Origin of the sequence: Weissella paramesenteroides, assembly GCF_036327715.1 — a bacterium.
Lineage (GTDB): Bacteria > Bacillota > Bacilli > Lactobacillales > Lactobacillaceae > Weissella > Weissella paramesenteroides.
The window spans coordinates 1,204,919-1,223,073 of sequence record NZ_CP130559.1 but is presented as its reverse complement, the minus strand read 5'-3'; the positions used below and the strand labels follow the sequence as shown (position 1 = coordinate 1,223,073).

The following is an 18,155-nucleotide window of genomic DNA, read 5'->3' as shown; positions in this document are numbered from 1 at the left end:
ATCTTATAACTGATTTAGTCAAAAAATGATAAAAAAATTAGAAAAATATTGACTTTTATAATCAGCGCGGTATCATTGAAATAATTGGTTGATACATTGCTAGCACTATATTATAAAGCTATTATTTTTTTAATTTTTAGTCATGGGTTAGTAATATGAATTTCATCCAGTAATATTATAATAGGTGATTTTTTTACTTAAAATAAAAAATATTTTAATTTTTTAAGCTTAAGTTTTTGAAATCATGCTTGATAAAGTCACCCAAGTTAGGAGAATTTTTATATGGGGCTATGGTCAAAATTTTTGGAGCGCGAGGATGCTTCCACATATATTAGCAAAGATGCGGATATGCCACGTATCTTACATACGAAGGACTTTTTAGCATTAGGTGTTGGAACAATTGTTTCAACGGCTATTTTTACTTTACCGGGCGTTGTGGCGGCTAATTATGCTGGCCCTGGAGTTGTATTTTCATTCTTATTGGCAGCAGTTGTTGCGGGCTTTGTTGCCTTGGCATATGCCGAAATGGCATCTACTTTACCTGTTGCTGGTTCAGCGTATTCATGGATTAATGTTTTGTTTGGTGAAGGCTTCGGTTGGATTGCCGGCTGGGCTTTGTTAGCTGAATACATCATTGCAGTTGCATTCGTTGGTTCTGGTTTATCAGCGAATTTTAGAGGATTAATTTCTCAAATTGGTATTAATTTGCCACCAGCATTATCTGGTGCATTAGATACGCATTCACTATTTGGGTGGGCCTCATCTGTCAGTGGTCCTAATGGCGGTTTTGTTGATATCGTGGCCTTTATAGCAATTATCTTAGTCGCATGGCTATTATCACATGGTGTACATGAAGCATCTCGTGTTGAAGTGACACTAGTTGTTATCAAAGTACTCGCCGTTTTGCTATTTATTGTGGTTGGTTTAACAGCCATTCATCCAGAAAATTATTCACCATTTGTTCCTGCATATAACCCAAATGGCACGACGTTAGGTGGGTTCCAAGGAATTTGGGCTGGTGTGTCTGGTATTTTCCTAGCATATATTGGTTTTGACTCAATTGCTTCAAATTCCGCAGAAGCCGTTAATCCACAAAAAACAATGCCTCGTGGTATTTTAGGATCATTACTAATTGCCGTTGTCTTGTTTGTTGGTGTTTCACTGGTTCTTGTTGGTATGTTTAAGTACACCAAGTATGTTGATAACGCTGAACCTGTTGGTTGGGCATTGCGACAAGCTGGTCATCCAATCGTTGCGGCTACAGTTTCAACTATTGCTGTTGTCGGAATGTTGACAGCATTGATTGGTATGATGATGGCTGGGTCACGGTTGCTTTACTCATTTGGACGTGATGGTATGTTACCAAAATGGTTGGGTCAAGTTACTGAAAACAAAGGATTGCCAAATCGTGGCTTGTTAGTCTTGACTGTTGTTGCGGTTCTGGTTGGATCATTCTTCCCATTTTCGTTCCTTTCAGAATTGATTTCTGCAGGAACTCTGATTGCGTTTATTTTTGTTTCACTAGCTATGTATTCACTGCATAAGCGAGAAGGCAAAGACTTGCCAGAAGCTGGGTTTAAAATGCCAGGTTATCCTGTCACTCCAGCAATTGGTGCAATTTTGTCAGCATGGGTATTTTGGGGACTTAGTGCCGAGGCAAAGATTTATGCTTTAATTTGGTTTATTATCGGAATTGTTGTGTATTTCCTTTATGGAGCAAAACATTCAGTATTGAGAAGTAAATCAGGTAAGTAAATAGTACTTGGTAGGGGGAGTAAGATATCAAAAATGGTTGAAAATAATGATGTTTTAAATCAAGAAGAACAGCATTTTGCTGGCGCTGGGCGCGTTTATTATTTTGATGTGGTTCTTGACTCAGGTAAAGGGGCAATTTTAAAAGATGTTGCTGGGAATGAGTACATTGATTTGTTAGCAAGTGCTAGTGCAACAAATACGGGGCATGCACATCCAAAGATTGTGAAAGCTATCCAGGATCAGTCTGAAAAGTTAGTTCATTATACTGCTGCATATTTTGCCACATCAACGGAGGCTAAATTGGCTTCAGAATTGGTAAAATTAGCACCCGGTGATGAAAAAGATTGGATGGTTGTTTTTGGTAATTCAGGTTCCGATGCTAATGATGCAGTCATTAAGTTTGCTCGCGGATATACAGGTAGGACGAATGTTGTCTCATTTGTCGGGGCATATCATGGTTCAACTTATGGTTCGATTTCTGCATCAGCAGTCAGCTTAAACATGAGTCGTAAAATTGGACCACTATTGCCTGGATTTTATAAAGTACCATTTCCATCCCCTGATAAACGCTTACCTGGTGAGAATGATGAAGCTTTTTCTGAGCGTATGTTTGCTGCTTTTAAAGAACCATTCGAAAATTATTTGCCAGCTGAAGAAACAGCAGTCATCATGATTGAAGCAATTCAAGGAGATGGTGGTATTATGGCTCCGCCAGCGGGTTATTGGCAAAAGGTAGCAGACTTTGCGCATGATCATGGTATCCTGTTAGCTGTTGATGAGGTTAACCAGGGTTATGGGCGTACAGGTAAGTTCTGGGCATTTGAACATTTTGGCATCCATCCAGATTTGATTGCGATGGGAAAATCAATGGCTTCAGGTTTGCCGTTAAGTGCTGTCTTAGGTAGACGGGAGATCATGCAAAGTCTTGATGCACCTGCAAATGTTTATACAACTGCTGGTAATGTTGTCAGTGCTGCTTCAGCATTAGCAACATTGGACGTGATTAAGTCTGAAAAATTGGTTGAAAGATCTGCTGAGCTTGGTGATTTTGCAAAGCAATTTTTTGAAAAAGAGCAAGCAACATTTGATTTTATTGGCGATGTCCGATTGTATGGTCTAAATGGTGGTATTGATATTATTGATCCTGAAACTGGTTTGGGAGATGAGCAAGGAACCAATACCATTATCTATAACCTATTTAAAAACGGTGTGCTGATGATCTCATTACGTGGTAATACGCTAAGGTTTCAACCGCCACTAGTCATTAAAAAAGAAGAATTACAACAAGCATTTGATGTTATCCATAAGGTGTTTGCCGGCTATCAAGCTGGTGAGTTACTTGAACCAAGTGGACGTCATCACATTGGTTGGTAACTAAAAAACGACGAACTAAGCATGAACATGGGGCTGCTTGGTTCGTCGTTTTGTATTAGATAAAATTGTTATTTTTCGGCTTGGGCGATAGCTGCCTGTAAATCAGCAAAATTAACATCGTGTTCAGTAAAGTCTGTATTGTTAGTTGGCAAATGTAAGTTTAGTGTATCGAATACGTCTATTTCTAGATCAACGTTATCCGTATCGAAATATAGCACATGACCACCTATTGTTCGATCATCGCTAATGAAATGGATATGCCAGCCACCAGCCATTACACCAGTATATAAATCGTTGCTGAAGTCGCCAACCAATGTACCAGTAACGTTTTCGTAATTGAATACCGGTTGACTTGCTGCTACAGTGCTAAAATCTGGGTAAGGCTTATTTTGTTTGGGAGCTACGCGAACTTGAAGGTTTTTAATCGTACCATGAGCTTTGATTGATAAAAATGAGTTAGTTAACTTTTGTTGATTAATTAATTCATCTAATAAATTAAAGGTTAATGGAGACGACTTGATCTTTAAACTGTTTGTTGATGACTTATGAGCTGATGCGAATGGCGTGGTGGTGTTTAAGTCGACAATTTCTACTGTCTCACCTGAAGACTTTGTTTGATAGGCATGACCATTAATAATGGTTACTTCGCCATCTAAACCATGGGTAGTACCAATCCCAGTATCACCATTTTCAAGTAACTCTGAAAAGGTAAGGGTACCATCGTATAAACCAGCCATAATTAATTCAAGGGTGCCGTGTTGAAAAATTTTATTCATTACTACCTCCAACTTTTTTAAGATAAAATCCTTACTTAATGTGAGTATATTTAATAAGTAATTATTACGCTTGTTAACTTAAAAAGAGCTTAGTAGCTACTTTTAATAAAAGAATTATGGCGATTTTGAAGAATAAGGTTAATTGATAGAACAAAAAAACACCCCATATAGAAGGGTGTTAATCATTGATTAAAAATCTATTAAGGAGCCAACGGGATTTGAACCCGTGCGCCGGTTCGACACCGGTTCGGCGGATTTCGAGTCCGCTGCATTACCACTCTGCCATAGCTCCATCACAATTAATCATTATACCGATATCATTTGTATGTTTCAAGTACAAAAAAACTAGGATAACAAGTATCCTAGTAACATCAATAGCTCATCAGGGAGTCGAACCCTGGATGCCGGTGTGAAAAACCGGAGTCTTAACCGCTTGACCAATGAGCCAAAATTATGAAGTTTGATGGTCGAAACCAATAGCTCATCAGGGAGTCGAACCCTGGATGCCGGTGTGAAAAACCGGAGTCTTAACCGCTTGACCAATGAGCCATGTAAATGTTGATCGGAATGTTTCTGTTTCAACAACAGATAATAATATACCAGATGAATTAAATTGATGCAAGACTTTATTTAAAAAAAACTAGAATATTGCTATTTATGGTTGTTCTCGTTAAAATGACGGGTAGCAATTTGTTTTTAATTTAAGTCTTGTCGTTCATGGTAAACTAATTGTATCTGGATTTTTTAAACTAAGGAGAACAGCATATGTTTTCAAAAAAAAACATTGTATTAGTCATTAGTGGTGGTGTTGCAGCATATAAAGCAGCAATATTTGCGCGGTTATTAATAAAGATGGATGCGAATGTTAAAGTTGTCATGACGTCTGCCGCAACAGAATTTATTACAGCGAAGACGATGGCTGTACTAACGAATCAACCAGTTCTGACTGATTTATTTGCGGAGAAGACTGGAGAATCAATTGATCATATAACTCTTGCTGATTGGGCAGATTATTTTTTTGTTGTCCCAGCGACCGCAAACATTATTGCTAAAATAGCGAATGGCGTGGCTGATGATGCGGGTAGTACGGTTTTGGCTGCAAGGCATTCACCACTGATTGTCGTCCCAGCAATGAATGAGAATATGTACTTGCAACCAGCTATTCAAAGAAATCTAAAACAAATTAAAGACGATGGTGATATAGTTATTGATCCCGTGGATGGTCTATTAGCAGAAGGATATACTGGAAAAGGCAGGTTACCTGAACCAAATGAAATTTTAGCGTATAGTGAACTTGCACTTTACCAAAAAAACGGTCAATTAAAGGGTAGACATGTCGTTATCTCTGCGGGTGGTACCGTGGAAGCAATTGATCCCGTACGTTATATTTCAAATCGTTCATCCGGTAAAATGGGATATGCATTGGCTCGTGCAGCAGTTGAACAGGGGGCAGATGTTACCTTAATATCAGCAACTTCTCAATTACCGGACCCAGTCGGTGTACGGACCATCCATATACAATCTGCTCAGGAGTTGTCAGAACAAATGTTTACGGCTTTACCGCATGCAGACGTTATCATTATGGCAGCAGCAGTTTCGGATTACCGTATGGCGCAAACGGCTCAAAACAAGATAAAAAAGCAAGATTCCGGTGAGCTTAACTTGACCTTAGTTGAAAATCCTGACATTTTGGCTCAGTTGGGCTCAGCGAAGACAGGACAGTATTTGGTGGGTTTTGCTGCTGAAACACAGAACCTGATGACTTACGCACAAAATAAGTTAAAAAAGAAGAATGCTGATATGTTAATCGCAAATGATGTATCAAAGGATCAAGTTGGGTTTGGTTATGATACGAATCAGGTCACAATTTTGACAAAAGATAAAGAGCCAGAGATGTTACCCTTACAAAGTAAAATCACGTTGGCTCGTGAAATTATGAAGAAAATTAGTATTGCAATCAATGGACAGGTAGAAAAATGACAGTTATTGGAATTGATAAAATGAGTTTCTTTTCACCACATCAGTATATTGATATGGTTGAATTAGCTAATGCACGTGGTGAAGAACCAAACAAGTATTTAATTGGCATTGGTCAAACAGAGCAAGCCGTGATTCCTGCAACACAGGATGTTGTGACAATGGCCGCCAATGCTGCTGATGAAATGTTGACGGCTTCAGATCGTAAGGAAATTACGATGATTTTATTTGCGACTGAATCAGGAATTGATAATTCAAAGTCGGGTGCTGTTTATTTACAACGCTTATTGGGAATCAATCCATATGCCCGAACGATTGAGTTGAAGCAAGCTTGTTATGCAGGAACTTTCGCACTAATGCAAGCGAGAGATTATGTCACATTGCACCCGAAAGAAAAGGTACTTGTGGTTGCATCAGATATCGCACGATATGGACTACAAACCAGTGGTGAAGTAACTCAAGGTGGTGGTGCTGTGGCGATGCTAGTTTCTGCTAATCCAATGATTGCTGAAATTAATCAAGATAATCAATTTTTGTCACGTGATATCATGGATTTCTGGCGACCAATTTATGCTGATACCGCCAGAGTGGATGGTAAATATTCATCGAATGTTTATCAGGATTTTTTCAAAGCAGTTTGGCAACGCTATAAGGAAAAATCTGGTCGTGATATTTCTGATTTTAAAGCGTTAGCGTTCCATTTGCCATTTACGAAAATGGGGTTAAAAGCCTTGCGTGACGTGTTACCCGAGGCTAATGATGAGCAACAAGCAGCATTATTAGATGAATTTGAAGCTAGCCGTGTCTACAATAAGCGCATTGGTAATCTATATACAGGTTCTTTATATTTGAGTTTGTATTCGTTATTGGAAAATTCACAATCGCTTGAAGCTGGTGATCGAATTGGTATGTTCTCGTATGGTTCTGGTGCAGAAGGTGAGTTTTACTCACTGACTTTGCAACCACATTTTAATTCTGGATTAGTAACTGGTCAGATTGAATCATTATTAGCTAATCGGCAATATGTATCAATTCCAGATTATGAAAAAATATTTAATAACCAATTACGTGGTCCAGAGGATCGTGTAATTGATATAAAAGATGATGGTGCTAAATTTACCCTTCATGGTCAAAAAAATGAACAACGTCAGTATGTTTGCAATTAAAAGTTTATAAAATGTTGGTAAAATCTATTTTTGTTCACAAATTATCCTTAAAATGCACTATTTTTAATTGATTGTTCGTTGTTTATTCGATAAAATATAGTGAAATGAATAATAAAAGAGGATAATTATATGAAGCGTGTTTACCTTGCTGGTCCATTTTTTGATGATGAACAAATTGATCGTATTGAGCGTTTAGAAAAAGCATTAACAGAGAATCAAACAGTCTCTGATTTTTTTAGTCCACGTACAGAAGTGCATGATGAGTTTGAATTTGGATCTCCAGAATGGGCTGAAGCAATTTATAAAGGTGATAAGGATCATTTGGATCCAGCTGAAGTAGTTGTTGCAGTTATCGATTATGATAATGAACACGTTGACCCAGGTACTGCATGGGAAATCGGGTATTCAGAAGCAACTAAGAAACCGGTTATTCTAGTGAAGGAAAAAGAAGGTGCCATTAATTTGATGATGTCTGCACCGGCGCATGCCGTCGTGACAGATGTTGCAGATATTGCGACTTATGATTTTGATAAATTACCTGCGAATAAGTGGACAGGTAAGACCTTTTAATATTAGCTTACTTACTAAGGCCGTCGATCCGACCAGTTTAAAACTGGGAGATTGATGGCTTTTAAATATCCCTCAAAAAAATTAAATAATTACGGAGATAGCTTTTGTACTATGCAGATACCATTATCAAGTATTTTAAATTATTTTTTGTCGCATCCTCATTTTTTATTTGTTTGTATCGCTATTTAATATAAAAAAGGGTAAACTAATTGGTATATATAACCAAAATATGAGGTCAGATCATGAAAAAGTTAGTACAATTAATGCGACTTTGGTTAATGAAATTCTGGGTGCCATTAACAATTGTGATTGTTATGCTTGGGACAGCGGTCTCATTGACGGTTGTGTTGTTGCATAAACAGCAAATAACCGTGCAAATACCTAATTTGACATTGCGAAAGCAAAAGGGTGTTAAAAGTGCGCCGATTTCAGTACTTAAAAAAGGTGAGCACTTACAGATTTTAAAAAAGTCAGAAGGCTGGTATGAAGTTCGACGCGAGGATGAATCAACTGGCTGGGTTGCAGGATGGCTATTACATCGACAACAACCACTAAAGTCAGTTACGCTTTTATCAGAAACGACAATCGTACTTGATCCAGGTCATGGTGGTTCTGATGTTGGTTCGCTATCAACGAATAACAAATATGAAAAAACTTATACATTGCAATTAGCGAAACGAGTTGCCAAACAATTACGTAAGACAGGCGCCCGGGTGATTATGACGCGTAACACAGATAAAATTGTTTATTTGGCTAAGATACCAAAAGTGGCTGAAGATAATCATGCAGATATGTTTATTTCATTTCACTTTGATTCATCCCCTGATCCAAATACAGCAACAGGATACACATCTTACTACTACCATAAAGATAATGGTTCTTATGCACTTGCTAAGAGTATCAATGCTAAATTAGCATTGCCGTTACTTAATAAAGGTGTCGAATATGGTAATTTCTTAGTTATTCGTGATAATTCGGTGCCAGCAATCTTACTTGAAAATGGTTATATGAATTCTAATCATGATTTTAAATACATTAAATCAAAGGCATATCAAGAAAAAATTGCTAAGGCGATACCAATTGGTATTCAAAATTATTTAACGAATCAAACGAAAACGGCGCAATAGAATGTTTACTTGACGGCATTTTAGAACTATAAGATAATGAGATGTAATAAATAAAACCAATGAGAAAGAAAACTCATTTAGAACAAGCAAAGCGAGCGGTGATTGGTGAAAGTCCGTGTTGTTGTTTTTGAGGGGACACTTTTAAGGTCACAATTTTGTGCGTAGAGCCACGTTACGGCTATTAGCCAAAAAACAAGGTGGTACCGTGCTGTTGTGATTAGCACCCTTGACGATGTTTGATATCGTTGGGGGTGTTTTTTATTTTTGAAAATGAATAGGAGAAAAGTTTTATGGCAAAGCAACTATTTCAAAAGCCAAAGGGGACCGCTGATTTACTACCTAATGAGTCTCTTAAGTGGCACTATGTAGAAGAAACTGCTAGGTTATTATTCAGCGACTATCAATATGCAGAGGTTCGTACACCAATTTTTGAAAATTTTGATATTTTTGCACGTTCTGCTGGAGATACCTCAGATGTTGTAACAAAAGAAATGTATGACTTTAAGGATAAAGGTGACCGCCATATTGCGTTGCGTCCTGAAGGAACAGCTGGTGTTGTACGGGCGTTTGTTGAGAATAAATTATTTGGACCAGAACATGCAAAGCCATATAAGCTATTTTATATTGGGCCTATGTTCCGTTATGAGCGACCACAAGCAGGGCGGATGCGCCAATTCCATCAAATTGGGGTCGAAGCACTAGGATCAGAGTCACCAGCACTAGATGCCGAAGTTATTGCAATGGCTGTTGATTTTTTCCAGACATTAGGAATTGCCAATTTAAAAGTTAAAGTGAATTCATTGGGGGACAAAGAATCTCGCGAAAATTATCGTCAAGCTTTGATTGATTTCTTAAAGCCTCATTTTGAAGAGTTATCGCATGATTCTCAAGAACGTTTGGAAAAGAATCCATTGCGTGTTTTGGATTCAAAAGATGCCAAGGATCAAGAAATTGTTGCTAATGCGCCATCGATTTTGGACTATTTATCTGATGATGCACAACAACACTGGCAGAAAGTTCAACAATATTTAGATGCTTTGGGAATTGACTATGAAGTTGATGCAACTGTTGTTCGAGGCCTTGATTATTACAACCATACAATTTTCGAGGTTATGACCCAAGCTAAGGCGTTGGGCCATGGGTGGTCAACAATTACTGGTGGCGGTCGTTACAATGGCTTAGTATCAGAATTTGGTGGGCCAGAGATGGCTGGGGTCGGTTTTGGAATTGGGCTAGAACGACTGATGTTATTGCTTGAATCTGAAAATGCACCGCTACCAGATGAAAATAAGCTTGATATTTATGTGGCTAATCAAGGTCAAGATACTGACATCGCAGCGATGCAAATGATACAAGCCATTCGTTCGTTTGGCTATAGTGCGGACAGGGATTATGAAGATCGTAAGTTGAAAGCACAATTTAAGACGGCCAATCGATTAAATGCACGTTACATGATTACGATTGGTGAACGTGAACTGGCAGAACAATCTGCAAACTTAAAAAATATGCAAACAGGTAAGGAAACAGCCGTTAAACTTGCTGAGCTATATACGAACTTACCAGAATACGTAGAGTCACCTGAGAATGAAGGAGAATAGTTGATAATGAAACGAACAAATTATGCAGGTCTAATTGATGAAAAATATTTAGACCAAACGGTAACGCTCCAAGGCTGGGTACGAAAGCGACGTGATTTAGGTGGCTTAATTTTCGTTGACTTACGTGACCGTGAGGGGATTGTACAATTGGCTTTTTCAAATGAATTTGGTGAAGAAGCTCTAAAAGTCGCTGAAGATATGCGAACAGAATATGTTATCGAAATTGTCGGGGATGTTAAATCACGTGGTGAGGGTGCTGTTAATGAACATTTGCATTCAGGTAAGATTGAAGTTCATGTAACAAGTGCTAAAATTTTATCAGCATCAAAAACAACACCGTTCTATATTGAAGACGACATTAATGTTTCCGATGAATTGCGCTTAAAATATCGTTATTTAGATTTACGTCGTCCTGAAATGCAACGTAATTTACGGATTCGTTCAAAGATAACGGCAGCTACGCATGAATTCTTAGACGCCAATGGATTTATTGATATTGAAACACCATATCTTGCAAAGTCTACTCCTGAAGGTGCTCGAGATTATTTGGTACCATCACGTGTTTATCCGGGTTCGTTTTATGCATTACCACAGTCACCACAGTTATTTAAGCAATTATTGATGGGTGCTGGTTTTGATCGTTACTATCAAGTTGCGCGGGCCTTTCGTGATGAAGATTTACGTGGTGATCGTCAACCTGAGTTCACTCAGTTAGATGTTGAAATGTCATTTATGAACCAAGATGAAATTATGGATTTGGTTTCTGATTGGGTAGCTGCTATTATGAAGCGAACTGTGAACTATGATTTGGATAAAGCAACTATTCCAGTTCTTGATTACGCCGATTCAATGCGTCGCTTTGGAACAGATAAGCCAGATATGCGGTTTGGCATGGAGCTTCAAGATCTGTCAGCATTGATGGCTGATGCAGAATTTGGTGTTTTTGCAAATGCAATTAAGAATGGTGGCGAGGTAAAGGCTATTGTTGTGCCAGGTGGTGCAAATCATTACTCTCGTAAAGATATTGATAAGATGGCACAATACGTGACCCGCTTTGGTGCAAAAGGACTTGCCTGGCTAAAAGTTGGCGATGAGGGAGTTTCTGGACCAATTGCAAAGTTCCTTAAGGCTAAGGAAGCAGCTTTACTAGAAACAACAAATGCCAAGTCTGGTGATTTGTTACTGTTTGCGGCGGATAATGCAAATGTTGTCGCAGCAACTTTGGACGCTCTTCGCCGTCGAACAGCACAAGAACTTGAATTAATCGATGAAAATAATTGGGCTTTTGCTTGGGTTGTTAACTGGCCATTATTCGATTACCAACCAGAAGAAGATCGTTGGATTGCCGCACATCATCCATTCACAATGCCAAATGAAGAAGATTTACCATTGTTGGCAACGACTGAAGGTGCACATCAAGCACATGCACAATCTTATGATTTGGTTTTGAATGGTTATGAATTAGGATCTGGTTCAATCCGTATTCATCAAATGGATGTTCAAGAAAAAATGTTGGCTGCGCTAGGATTTACAAAAGAAGCAGCTCATGAAGCATTTGGCTTCTTATTGGAAGGAATGGAATATGGTTTCCCACCCATGGGTGGTATTGCTTTGGGACTTGATCGATTGGCAATGTTATTAGCGGGTCAAGATAATATTCGTGAAGTGATTGCATTCCCTAAGAATTCAAAGGCTACAGAACCAATGACTGAGGCACCAACACCTGTTGCTAAGGCACAAGTTATTGGAGATTTAAAGTTGACGGCACCAGTCTACGCTGATGTAACGGCACCAAATATGGCCGAAGAGTAAAAGTCCAATTATAAATAGTTATTATAGTGAGGATTCAGTTTTTGGAACACATTTACAGGGCGTCAATCTACCGGATGGGTAGATTGGGGCCCTGTTCCAATTTATAATGATTGGTGACTTATCAGTTTCTTGATAGGTTGTTTAAAAGTTCAAACTATTTTGACAAACATTTTTTATTATTTGGATAAATTCACAGCACATGATAAAATCATAAACAGACTTATCGCACCGTATTATGAAAGAACAGGAAAAATGGAGCAGTTAGAACAGTATTTTAATCATCATCAATATTCAAGTCGTTTTGGTAGTGCCATGGTTTATGCTTTGGCATCAGCAGTTGCGTTGAACTTCTTTTGGACACCCGGGCACATCTATTCATCAGGATTTACTGGGTTAGCGCAATTATTGAATACACTTATATTTAGACTGATTGGTGTTCAAGTACCAGTTGGTATTTGGCTGATATTGCTTAATTTACCGTTATTCATTTTAGCCTATCGTAAAATTGGTAAGCGATTTGCATTCTTTACTGGCGTGGCTATCTTATTAGCAGCCATGGCGATGAATTGGATAAAACAGCCGACGCATTTGTGGACAGATGATCCACTAGCAATGGCTATTTTTGGTGGGGCAGTTAATGGATTTGGAACTGGATTTGCCTTACGTAATGGTTTATCTACGGGTGGATTAGATATTATTGGAATTCTTGTTCGACGTAAGACTGGTGCCAAAATGGGGGCAGTTAATCTAACCTTTAATTTCTTTATTTTAGTTGCATCTGGCATTATGTTTGGTATCCAATATGCTTTATTCACCGCAATTGGACTAGTGGTTAACGCCCGCGTGATTGATTTAGTCTATACTAGACAGCAAAAAATGCAAGTGATGATTGTCACAGAGGAACCAGAAAAAGTGATTGCTGAGATTCAAGAGGGATTACGTCGTGGTATTACCATCGTTCACCATGCTGAAGGTGGTTATAATCATCATAAAAAAGAAATTCTGTTTACAGTTATTTCAATGTATGAACAATTTGAACTCCACGAGGCGATATATCGTGTAGATCCAACGGCATGGGCTTCATTATGGCGTATTGATCGTATTTTTGGCGGTTTCTACGAGCCAAAATTATAGATAATGTTTAAAAGTAAACATTGACAAAAAAGCCTGTTTTGGTAAAATAGTAAAGAACAAAGTGTGCGACATATATTACATATAAGTTGAAATCTTCACACGTGAAGGGAGGGTAAACATTATGGCAAAGACTGTTGTTCGTAAGAATGAGTCTCTTGATGATGCTCTCCGTCGCTTTAAGCGTGGTGTATCAAAGGACGGTACTCTACAAGAATACCGTAAGCGTGAATTTTACATCAAGCCATCAGTACAACGTAAGTTGAAGGCTGAGGCTGCACGTAAGCGTAAGAACAAGAAGGGCCGGTAAAACGGTTCGTACCGGGCTATCCTCGTTGATAGTCCGGTTTTGTTGTATAATGTAGAAAAAACGGGAGTTAGACATGGGACTATTAGCACAATTAACAGAAGATATGAAAACAGCAATGAAGGCAAAGGATAAAGAAACGCTTAGTGTTATCCGTATGGTCAAATCAGCATTATCGAATGAGCAAATTAAGTTGGGACATGATTTAACGGCTGATGATGAAATGACAGTATTGTCACGTGAAATGAAGCAGCGTGTTGAAGAATTAACTTCTTATCAAGAAGCTAACCGTGAAGATTTGGCAGAGGGTATTCAACAACAAATTGCTGTTCTAAACAAGTATATGCCTAAGCAGCTATCTGAATCAGAGGTTGAAGAGATTGTTAAGGCGACAATCAGTGAAGTCGGTGCAACTAGCAAAGCTGATATGGGAAAAGTAATGGGAGCATTGATGCCAAAAGTTAAAGGAAAAGCTGATGGTAAGCTAGTTAGCCAAAAAGTGCAATCATTGTTATAAATTCAAAAACGGGGTTCTCCCCGATACATAGATAATTGCGGTATACTATACTTAAGCAAAAAACTTTGAAATGCGAGGGATTTAACGGTTGGCAACTCAAGTTGAAAAAATTTATCATTTTGAAAATGCAGAACAGGAAATTGGTTTAGTTGGTCCGCAAGATAGTCAGCTAAAATTGATTGAAGAGGGGTTAGCAGTTAATTTATCGGTTTTTGGTGATCAATTAACGATAAAGGGTGATGAAGACAAAGTTGAGGCGACGCATTCAGTTGTAACAGCATTAACTTCGCTGATAAAACGTGGTATTAAGGTGAGCCCTGCTGATATTGTATCTGCTATAAATATGGCTGAACGTGGTACAATCGAGTATTTTGAAGATATGTATACTGAGACACTTTTGCGTGATGTTAAAGGTCGCCCAGTAAGAGTTAAAAATTATGGGCAACGACGTTATATTCATGCTATTCGTCAGAATGATATTACTTTCGGAATTGGACCGGCAGGAACAGGTAAAACATATTTAGCTGTTGTTATGGCTGTTGCGGCATTAAAACGAGGGGATGTTGAACGCATCATCATCACACGTCCAGCAGTTGAAGCGGGAGAAAGTCTTGGATTTCTACCTGGTGATCTGAAAGAAAAAGTCGACCCCTATCTAAGACCTATCTATGATGCTTTGTATGCTATTTTAGGTAAAGAACATACTGAACGTCTAATGGAACGTGAAACGATTGAAATTGCGCCATTGGCCTATATGCGTGGTCGAACATTGGACAATGCTTTTATTATTTTAGATGAGGCACAAAACACAACGCCGCAACAAATGAAGATGTTTTTAACACGTCTGGGATTTGGGTCAACAATGTTAGTTAATGGTGATATTTCACAAATAGATTTACCAACTAAGACACGGTCTGGGTTAATTCAGGCGCAAAGAGTTCTTGCGGAAGTCAATCATATCGCTTTTGTAACATTTAATGCTGATGATGTTGTTCGTCATCCAGTTGTTGGCGCAATTATTAACGCTTATGAAGCATATGATGTAAAAAAACAAACAGTTGAAAAGGATTAAAAATGGATTTAGCAATAATTGATCAATCAAAACCAGGCGTGCCAGAGGAACAAATAAAATTAGTTAATGATGTTTTAAATTATGCTGGTAAATATTTGTCATTGCCTGAAAATACCGAAATGTCGGTAACTTTTGTTAATAATGATGAAATTCAGAGATATAATCGTGAGTATCGGGGCTTAGATAAAGCAACTGATGTGATTTCTTTTGCTATTGAAGATGATGGTGATGACTTACCATTGTTGATAGATGACGAGATGGCAGATGATATTGCGAAGAATATTGGTGATATCATTGTTTCGGTTGATAAAATTGGTGAGCAAGCTGAATATCTCGAACACTCTTATGAACGAGAATTAGGTTTTCTGGTTGTACATGGATTCTTACACTTAAACGGATACGACCACATGCGAAGTGAAGCAGATGAAAAGATCATGTTTGACTTGCAGCGTGAAATATTAGATAGTTATGGACTCAAAAGATAATAAAAAAACTGAAGAGACTCACCAAGTTCACAAAAATTCCCATTTTGTCCAAGCCTTTGGGCATGCCATTGCTGGAATTGGTGAATTGCTGGTACGTGAACGTAACATGCGCTTTCACATATTTGCTGCCTGTGTTGTTCTGATAGTTGGTATTTATGTAGATTTAGGGCGTTCAGATTGGTTGTGGATATCGGTGGCAGTCTTTACGGTGATAAGTGCTGAATTTTTGAATACAGTTGTGGAAGCAATTGTTGATTTGATAGTTGGTGAGAAGTATCATCCACTAGCTAAGGTGGCCAAGGATGTTGCATCAGGTGGTGTATTAGCGGCAGTTGCTTTTGCGATTATCGTTGGTATATTGATATTTCAACCTTATTTACTACCTAACCTACAAATGATTTTTAGATGATAATAAACAAAGAAAATAGAGAGAATTTTAATGAGCGAACAAGAATTTAAATCGGGGTTTATTGCCTTGGTTGGTCGACCAAATGTTGGAAAATCTACACTTTTAAATAAAATGATTGGTGAAAAAATTGCCATCATGTCACCTAAAGCACAAACTACTCGGAATAAAATTCAGGGGATTTATACGACAAATGAAGGTCAAATGATTTTTATGGACACGCCAGGTATTCATAAGCCTCACAACTCACTTGGAGATTTCATGGTGAAAACAGCCATGTCAGCTTTACGTGAGTCTGATATGGTTTGGTTATTGGTGAATGCGGATCAAGAGCGTGGAGTCGGTGATGATTTCATTATTAAACGCTTAAAGGAATCAAATACGCCTGTTTATTTAATTATCAATAAAGTTGATCTAATCAACCGTGCAGAGGTTCTAAACCAAATTGCTGATTATAGTGCACAAATGGACTTTGCCGAAATTTTCCCAATTTCTGCGCTAACGGGTGAGGGTGTGCCAGAATTATTAGCGTTTACGATGGATCACATGGCGGCTGGACCACAGTATTACCCGGCAGATCAATTAACTGATCATCCAGAACGCTTTATTATGAGTGAATTGATTCGTGAAAAAGTTTTAGAATTAACTCGTCAAGAGGTGCCACACTCTGTTGCAGTAGTCATTGATAAGATTGAACGAGAAGATGAACAACGATTGCATGTTCAAGCGACAATTGTTGTTGAACGACCAAGTCAAAAGAATATTATTATTGGTAAACGTGGCGCAATGATTAAAGAAATTGGTACACGTGCTCGTAAGGATATTGAACGTTTACTTGGAGATAAAATTTTTCTTGAGACCTGGGTAAAGGTAGAAGATCGTTGGCGTGATAAGCCACAAGCCATACAATCATATGGTTATAAGGAAGATTCAGATATATAGTAAAAATTAGAGTTTGACATCTTACATGTTTGTCTCACTCTTTTTTAGTAGGTGAATAAAATGACAGAAGTTTTTGATGCAATTGTCATGTATCAACGTGATCATAAAGAAAAAGATTTGATGGTCAAAATGTTAACTCGTCAAGCTGGTAAACGAATGTTCTATATTCGTCATGGTAAAAGCCAGAGATATCAATTTTCTGCCGAAATCCAACCATTGCGTACGGCAACATTTGAAGGCACAATTAATCCAACGGGAATGAGTTTTATTAATGATGTGAAAGCAACCAAAGACACATCTTTTTTAATGATGGATATTGTCTTAAATGCATATATGACTTATATTCTTGGATTAATTGACGCAGCCTTTGTGGACAATCAACCGATTCCGAGATGGTATGATTTGGTAATAGAAGCGCTGAATAAATTAAATAGTGGTCTTGATCCACAAGGTATTGCAAATTACTTTGAAATACAATTATTACCAGTTTTTGGTATGCAACCAACTTGGGGAAAGTGTGTGATTTGTGGTCGTAGTGATTTACCATTAGATTTTTCCGAAGAGTTCAATGGGACTTTGTGTCAACAGCATTGGTCAGCTGACGAACATCGATTACATGCAGATACTAAAGCTGTACGTATTCTATCAAAGTTAGCGCACATTGATTTAAAAATGATTGGTACCTTGAGTTTAAAAGCACAGACAAAACAAGAAATGGCACGGGTTATGGATAAATTGTATGATGATCAAGTAGGGATTCATTTAAAATCAAAATCGTTCATTCAGCAATTATCGTCTTGGCAAAATCGAGTGATGCCACGAGAGACGCATAATGGTGACCAAACGTCATGAAATATCCTTATTGACAAGTAAGTAAGGCGTGCTAAACTTATAAGTTGTAATGATTACAGAAATTAATAGAAAAATTAACTTGTTGTTAGCTCAGCGAGCCATCGTTAATGTGAGGGTGGTCTATCAATGGTTAAGGGGCACTATTAATTAATAAACTCAATTAAAAAAGCTGCTAGTGTTTCGATGCTAGAAGTAGGGTGGAACCGCGAAACTATCGTCCCTACATTAACCATTGTTTTATGGTTGATGTGGGGCTTTTTTATGGTTTTATCCAGTCAAAAGAAAGGA

17 protein-coding genes and 3 tRNA genes are annotated in these 18,155 nt (G+C 38.1%); 16 read left to right on the top strand and 4 right to left on the bottom strand.

What is annotated here, in order from left to right; genetic code table 11:
• Positions 1 to 282 precede the first annotated feature (282 nt).
• Together QRX23_RS05975 and QRX23_RS05970 are read left to right on the top strand one after the other, a co-directional pair.
• Positions 283 to 1,755, top strand: coding sequence for an APC family permease (locus QRX23_RS05975; protein ID WP_330155004.1), 1,473 nt, complete (start codon positions 283 to 285; stop codon positions 1,753 to 1,755).
• A gap of 33 nt (positions 1,756 to 1,788) precedes the next feature.
• The gene (locus QRX23_RS05970; protein ID WP_330155003.1) at positions 1,789 to 3,129 is read left to right on the top strand and encodes an aspartate aminotransferase family protein; all 1,341 of its coding nucleotides are present in this window, start codon (positions 1,789 to 1,791) and stop codon (positions 3,127 to 3,129) included.
• 68 nt (positions 3,130 to 3,197) lie between these two features.
• Here QRX23_RS05970 and budA read toward each other — a convergent pair whose 3' ends face one another.
• The 4 genes from budA to QRX23_RS05950 all read right to left on the bottom strand — a co-directional run bounded on the left by budA (position 3,198) and on the right by QRX23_RS05950 (position 4,454).
• Positions 3,198 to 3,905 carry an acetolactate decarboxylase gene (gene budA / locus QRX23_RS05965; RefSeq protein ID WP_330155002.1) on the bottom strand — a complete coding sequence of 236 codons (708 nt, stop codon included), beginning with the start codon at positions 3,903 to 3,905 and terminating at the stop codon, positions 3,198 to 3,200.
• A gap of 203 nt (positions 3,906 to 4,108) precedes the next feature.
• Positions 4,109 to 4,197, bottom strand: a tRNA-Ser gene (locus tag QRX23_RS05960).
• 83 nt (positions 4,198 to 4,280) lie between these two features.
• Positions 4,281 to 4,352 (bottom strand) — tRNA-Glu (locus QRX23_RS05955).
• Between the two features lie 30 nt (positions 4,353 to 4,382).
• Positions 4,383 to 4,454: transfer RNA gene (locus tag QRX23_RS05950), tRNA-Glu, on the bottom strand.
• 216 nt (positions 4,455 to 4,670) lie between these two features.
• Between QRX23_RS05950 and coaBC the strand changes: the two genes are divergently transcribed.
• The 14 genes from coaBC (at position 4,671) to recO (ending at position 17,867) form a co-directional block, all read left to right on the top strand.
• Positions 4,671 to 5,885 carry a bifunctional phosphopantothenoylcysteine decarboxylase/phosphopantothenate--cysteine ligase CoaBC gene (coaBC, locus tag QRX23_RS05945; protein ID WP_330155001.1) on the top strand — a complete coding sequence of 405 codons (1,215 nt, stop codon included), beginning with the start codon at positions 4,671 to 4,673 and terminating at the stop codon, positions 5,883 to 5,885.
• On the top strand, positions 5,882 to 7,048 hold the full coding sequence (locus QRX23_RS05940; RefSeq protein WP_002828399.1) for a hydroxymethylglutaryl-CoA synthase: 1,167 nt from the start codon (positions 5,882 to 5,884) through the stop codon (positions 7,046 to 7,048). The genes coaBC and QRX23_RS05940 overlap by 4 nt, the downstream gene beginning before the upstream one ends.
• Positions 7,049 to 7,177: 129 nt before the next feature.
• A complete protein-coding gene (locus QRX23_RS05935; protein ID WP_002828398.1) occupies positions 7,178 to 7,618 on the top strand; it encodes a nucleoside 2-deoxyribosyltransferase in 441 nt (146 codons plus the stop codon).
• Positions 7,619 to 7,860: 242 nt separating this feature from the next.
• Positions 7,861 to 8,745 (top strand): N-acetylmuramoyl-L-alanine amidase, encoded by an 885-nt coding sequence (locus tag QRX23_RS05930; RefSeq protein ID WP_330155000.1) that lies wholly within the window; start codon positions 7,861 to 7,863, stop codon positions 8,743 to 8,745.
• 290 nt (positions 8,746 to 9,035) lie between these two features.
• A complete protein-coding gene (hisS, locus tag QRX23_RS05925; RefSeq protein WP_330154999.1) occupies positions 9,036 to 10,343 on the top strand; it encodes a histidine--tRNA ligase in 1,308 nt (435 codons plus the stop codon).
• A 6-nt stretch (positions 10,344 to 10,349) separates the two neighbouring features.
• The gene (gene aspS, locus QRX23_RS05920) at positions 10,350 to 12,155 is read left to right on the top strand and encodes an aspartate--tRNA ligase (protein ID WP_330154998.1); all 1,806 of its coding nucleotides are present in this window, start codon (positions 10,350 to 10,352) and stop codon (positions 12,153 to 12,155) included.
• 252 nt (positions 12,156 to 12,407) lie between these two features.
• Entirely contained in the window at positions 12,408 to 13,289 is an 882-nt protein-coding gene (locus QRX23_RS05915) for a YitT family protein (RefSeq protein WP_330154997.1), read from the top strand.
• A 121-nt stretch (positions 13,290 to 13,410) separates the two neighbouring features.
• Positions 13,411 to 13,596 carry a 30S ribosomal protein S21 gene (gene rpsU / locus QRX23_RS05910; protein WP_002828392.1) on the top strand — a complete coding sequence of 62 codons (186 nt, stop codon included), beginning with the start codon at positions 13,411 to 13,413 and terminating at the stop codon, positions 13,594 to 13,596.
• A gap of 73 nt (positions 13,597 to 13,669) precedes the next feature.
• Positions 13,670 to 14,110 (top strand): GatB/YqeY domain-containing protein, encoded by a 441-nt coding sequence (locus QRX23_RS05905; protein WP_002828391.1) that lies wholly within the window; start codon positions 13,670 to 13,672, stop codon positions 14,108 to 14,110.
• An 88-nt stretch (positions 14,111 to 14,198) separates the two neighbouring features.
• Positions 14,199 to 15,182 carry a PhoH family protein gene (locus QRX23_RS05900; RefSeq protein ID WP_002828390.1) on the top strand — a complete coding sequence of 328 codons (984 nt, stop codon included), beginning with the start codon at positions 14,199 to 14,201 and terminating at the stop codon, positions 15,180 to 15,182.
• Positions 15,183 to 15,184: 2 nt separating this feature from the next.
• A complete protein-coding gene (gene ybeY / locus QRX23_RS05895) occupies positions 15,185 to 15,667 on the top strand; it encodes an rRNA maturation RNase YbeY (protein ID WP_131473462.1) in 483 nt (160 codons plus the stop codon).
• Positions 15,651 to 16,076 carry a diacylglycerol kinase family protein gene (locus QRX23_RS05890; protein ID WP_002828388.1) on the top strand — a complete coding sequence of 142 codons (426 nt, stop codon included), beginning with the start codon at positions 15,651 to 15,653 and terminating at the stop codon, positions 16,074 to 16,076. Before ybeY ends, QRX23_RS05890 begins: the two co-directional genes overlap by 17 nt.
• A gap of 30 nt (positions 16,077 to 16,106) precedes the next feature.
• Positions 16,107 to 17,015, top strand: coding sequence for a GTPase Era (era, locus tag QRX23_RS05885; RefSeq protein ID WP_330154996.1), 909 nt, complete (start codon positions 16,107 to 16,109; stop codon positions 17,013 to 17,015).
• Positions 17,016 to 17,075: 60 nt separating this feature from the next.
• Positions 17,076 to 17,867, top strand: coding sequence for a DNA repair protein RecO (gene recO, locus QRX23_RS05880; protein ID WP_330154995.1), 792 nt, complete (start codon positions 17,076 to 17,078; stop codon positions 17,865 to 17,867).
• Positions 17,868 to 18,155 lie beyond the last annotated feature (288 nt).

Excerpts from the sequence above, each read along its gene's own strand:
- QRX23_RS05975 (WP_330155004.1), top strand. The coding sequence starts at position 283 with ATGGGGCTATGGTCAAAATTTTTGGAGCGCGAGGATGCTTCCACATAT.
- QRX23_RS05970 (WP_330155003.1), top strand. The coding sequence starts at position 1,789 with ATGGTTGAAAATAATGATGTTTTAAATCAAGAAGAACAGCATTTTGCT.
- budA (WP_330155002.1), bottom strand. The coding sequence starts at position 3,905 with ATGAATAAAATTTTTCAACACGGCACCCTTGAATTAATTATGGCTGGT.
- coaBC (WP_330155001.1), top strand. The coding sequence starts at position 4,671 with ATGTTTTCAAAAAAAAACATTGTATTAGTCATTAGTGGTGGTGTTGCA.
- QRX23_RS05940 (WP_002828399.1), top strand. The coding sequence starts at position 5,882 with ATGACAGTTATTGGAATTGATAAAATGAGTTTCTTTTCACCACATCAG.
- QRX23_RS05935 (WP_002828398.1), top strand. The coding sequence starts at position 7,178 with ATGAAGCGTGTTTACCTTGCTGGTCCATTTTTTGATGATGAACAAATT.
- QRX23_RS05930 (WP_330155000.1), top strand. The coding sequence starts at position 7,861 with ATGAAAAAGTTAGTACAATTAATGCGACTTTGGTTAATGAAATTCTGG.
- hisS (WP_330154999.1), top strand. The coding sequence starts at position 9,036 with ATGGCAAAGCAACTATTTCAAAAGCCAAAGGGGACCGCTGATTTACTA.
- aspS (WP_330154998.1), top strand. The coding sequence starts at position 10,350 with ATGAAACGAACAAATTATGCAGGTCTAATTGATGAAAAATATTTAGAC.
- QRX23_RS05915 (WP_330154997.1), top strand. The coding sequence starts at position 12,408 with ATGGAGCAGTTAGAACAGTATTTTAATCATCATCAATATTCAAGTCGT.
- rpsU (WP_002828392.1), top strand. The coding sequence starts at position 13,411 with ATGGCAAAGACTGTTGTTCGTAAGAATGAGTCTCTTGATGATGCTCTC.
- QRX23_RS05905 (WP_002828391.1), top strand. The coding sequence starts at position 13,670 with ATGGGACTATTAGCACAATTAACAGAAGATATGAAAACAGCAATGAAG.
- ybeY (WP_131473462.1), top strand. The coding sequence starts at position 15,185 with ATGGATTTAGCAATAATTGATCAATCAAAACCAGGCGTGCCAGAGGAA.
- QRX23_RS05890 (WP_002828388.1), top strand. The coding sequence starts at position 15,651 with ATGGACTCAAAAGATAATAAAAAAACTGAAGAGACTCACCAAGTTCAC.
- era (WP_330154996.1), top strand. The coding sequence starts at position 16,107 with ATGAGCGAACAAGAATTTAAATCGGGGTTTATTGCCTTGGTTGGTCGA.
- recO (WP_330154995.1), top strand. The coding sequence starts at position 17,076 with ATGACAGAAGTTTTTGATGCAATTGTCATGTATCAACGTGATCATAAA.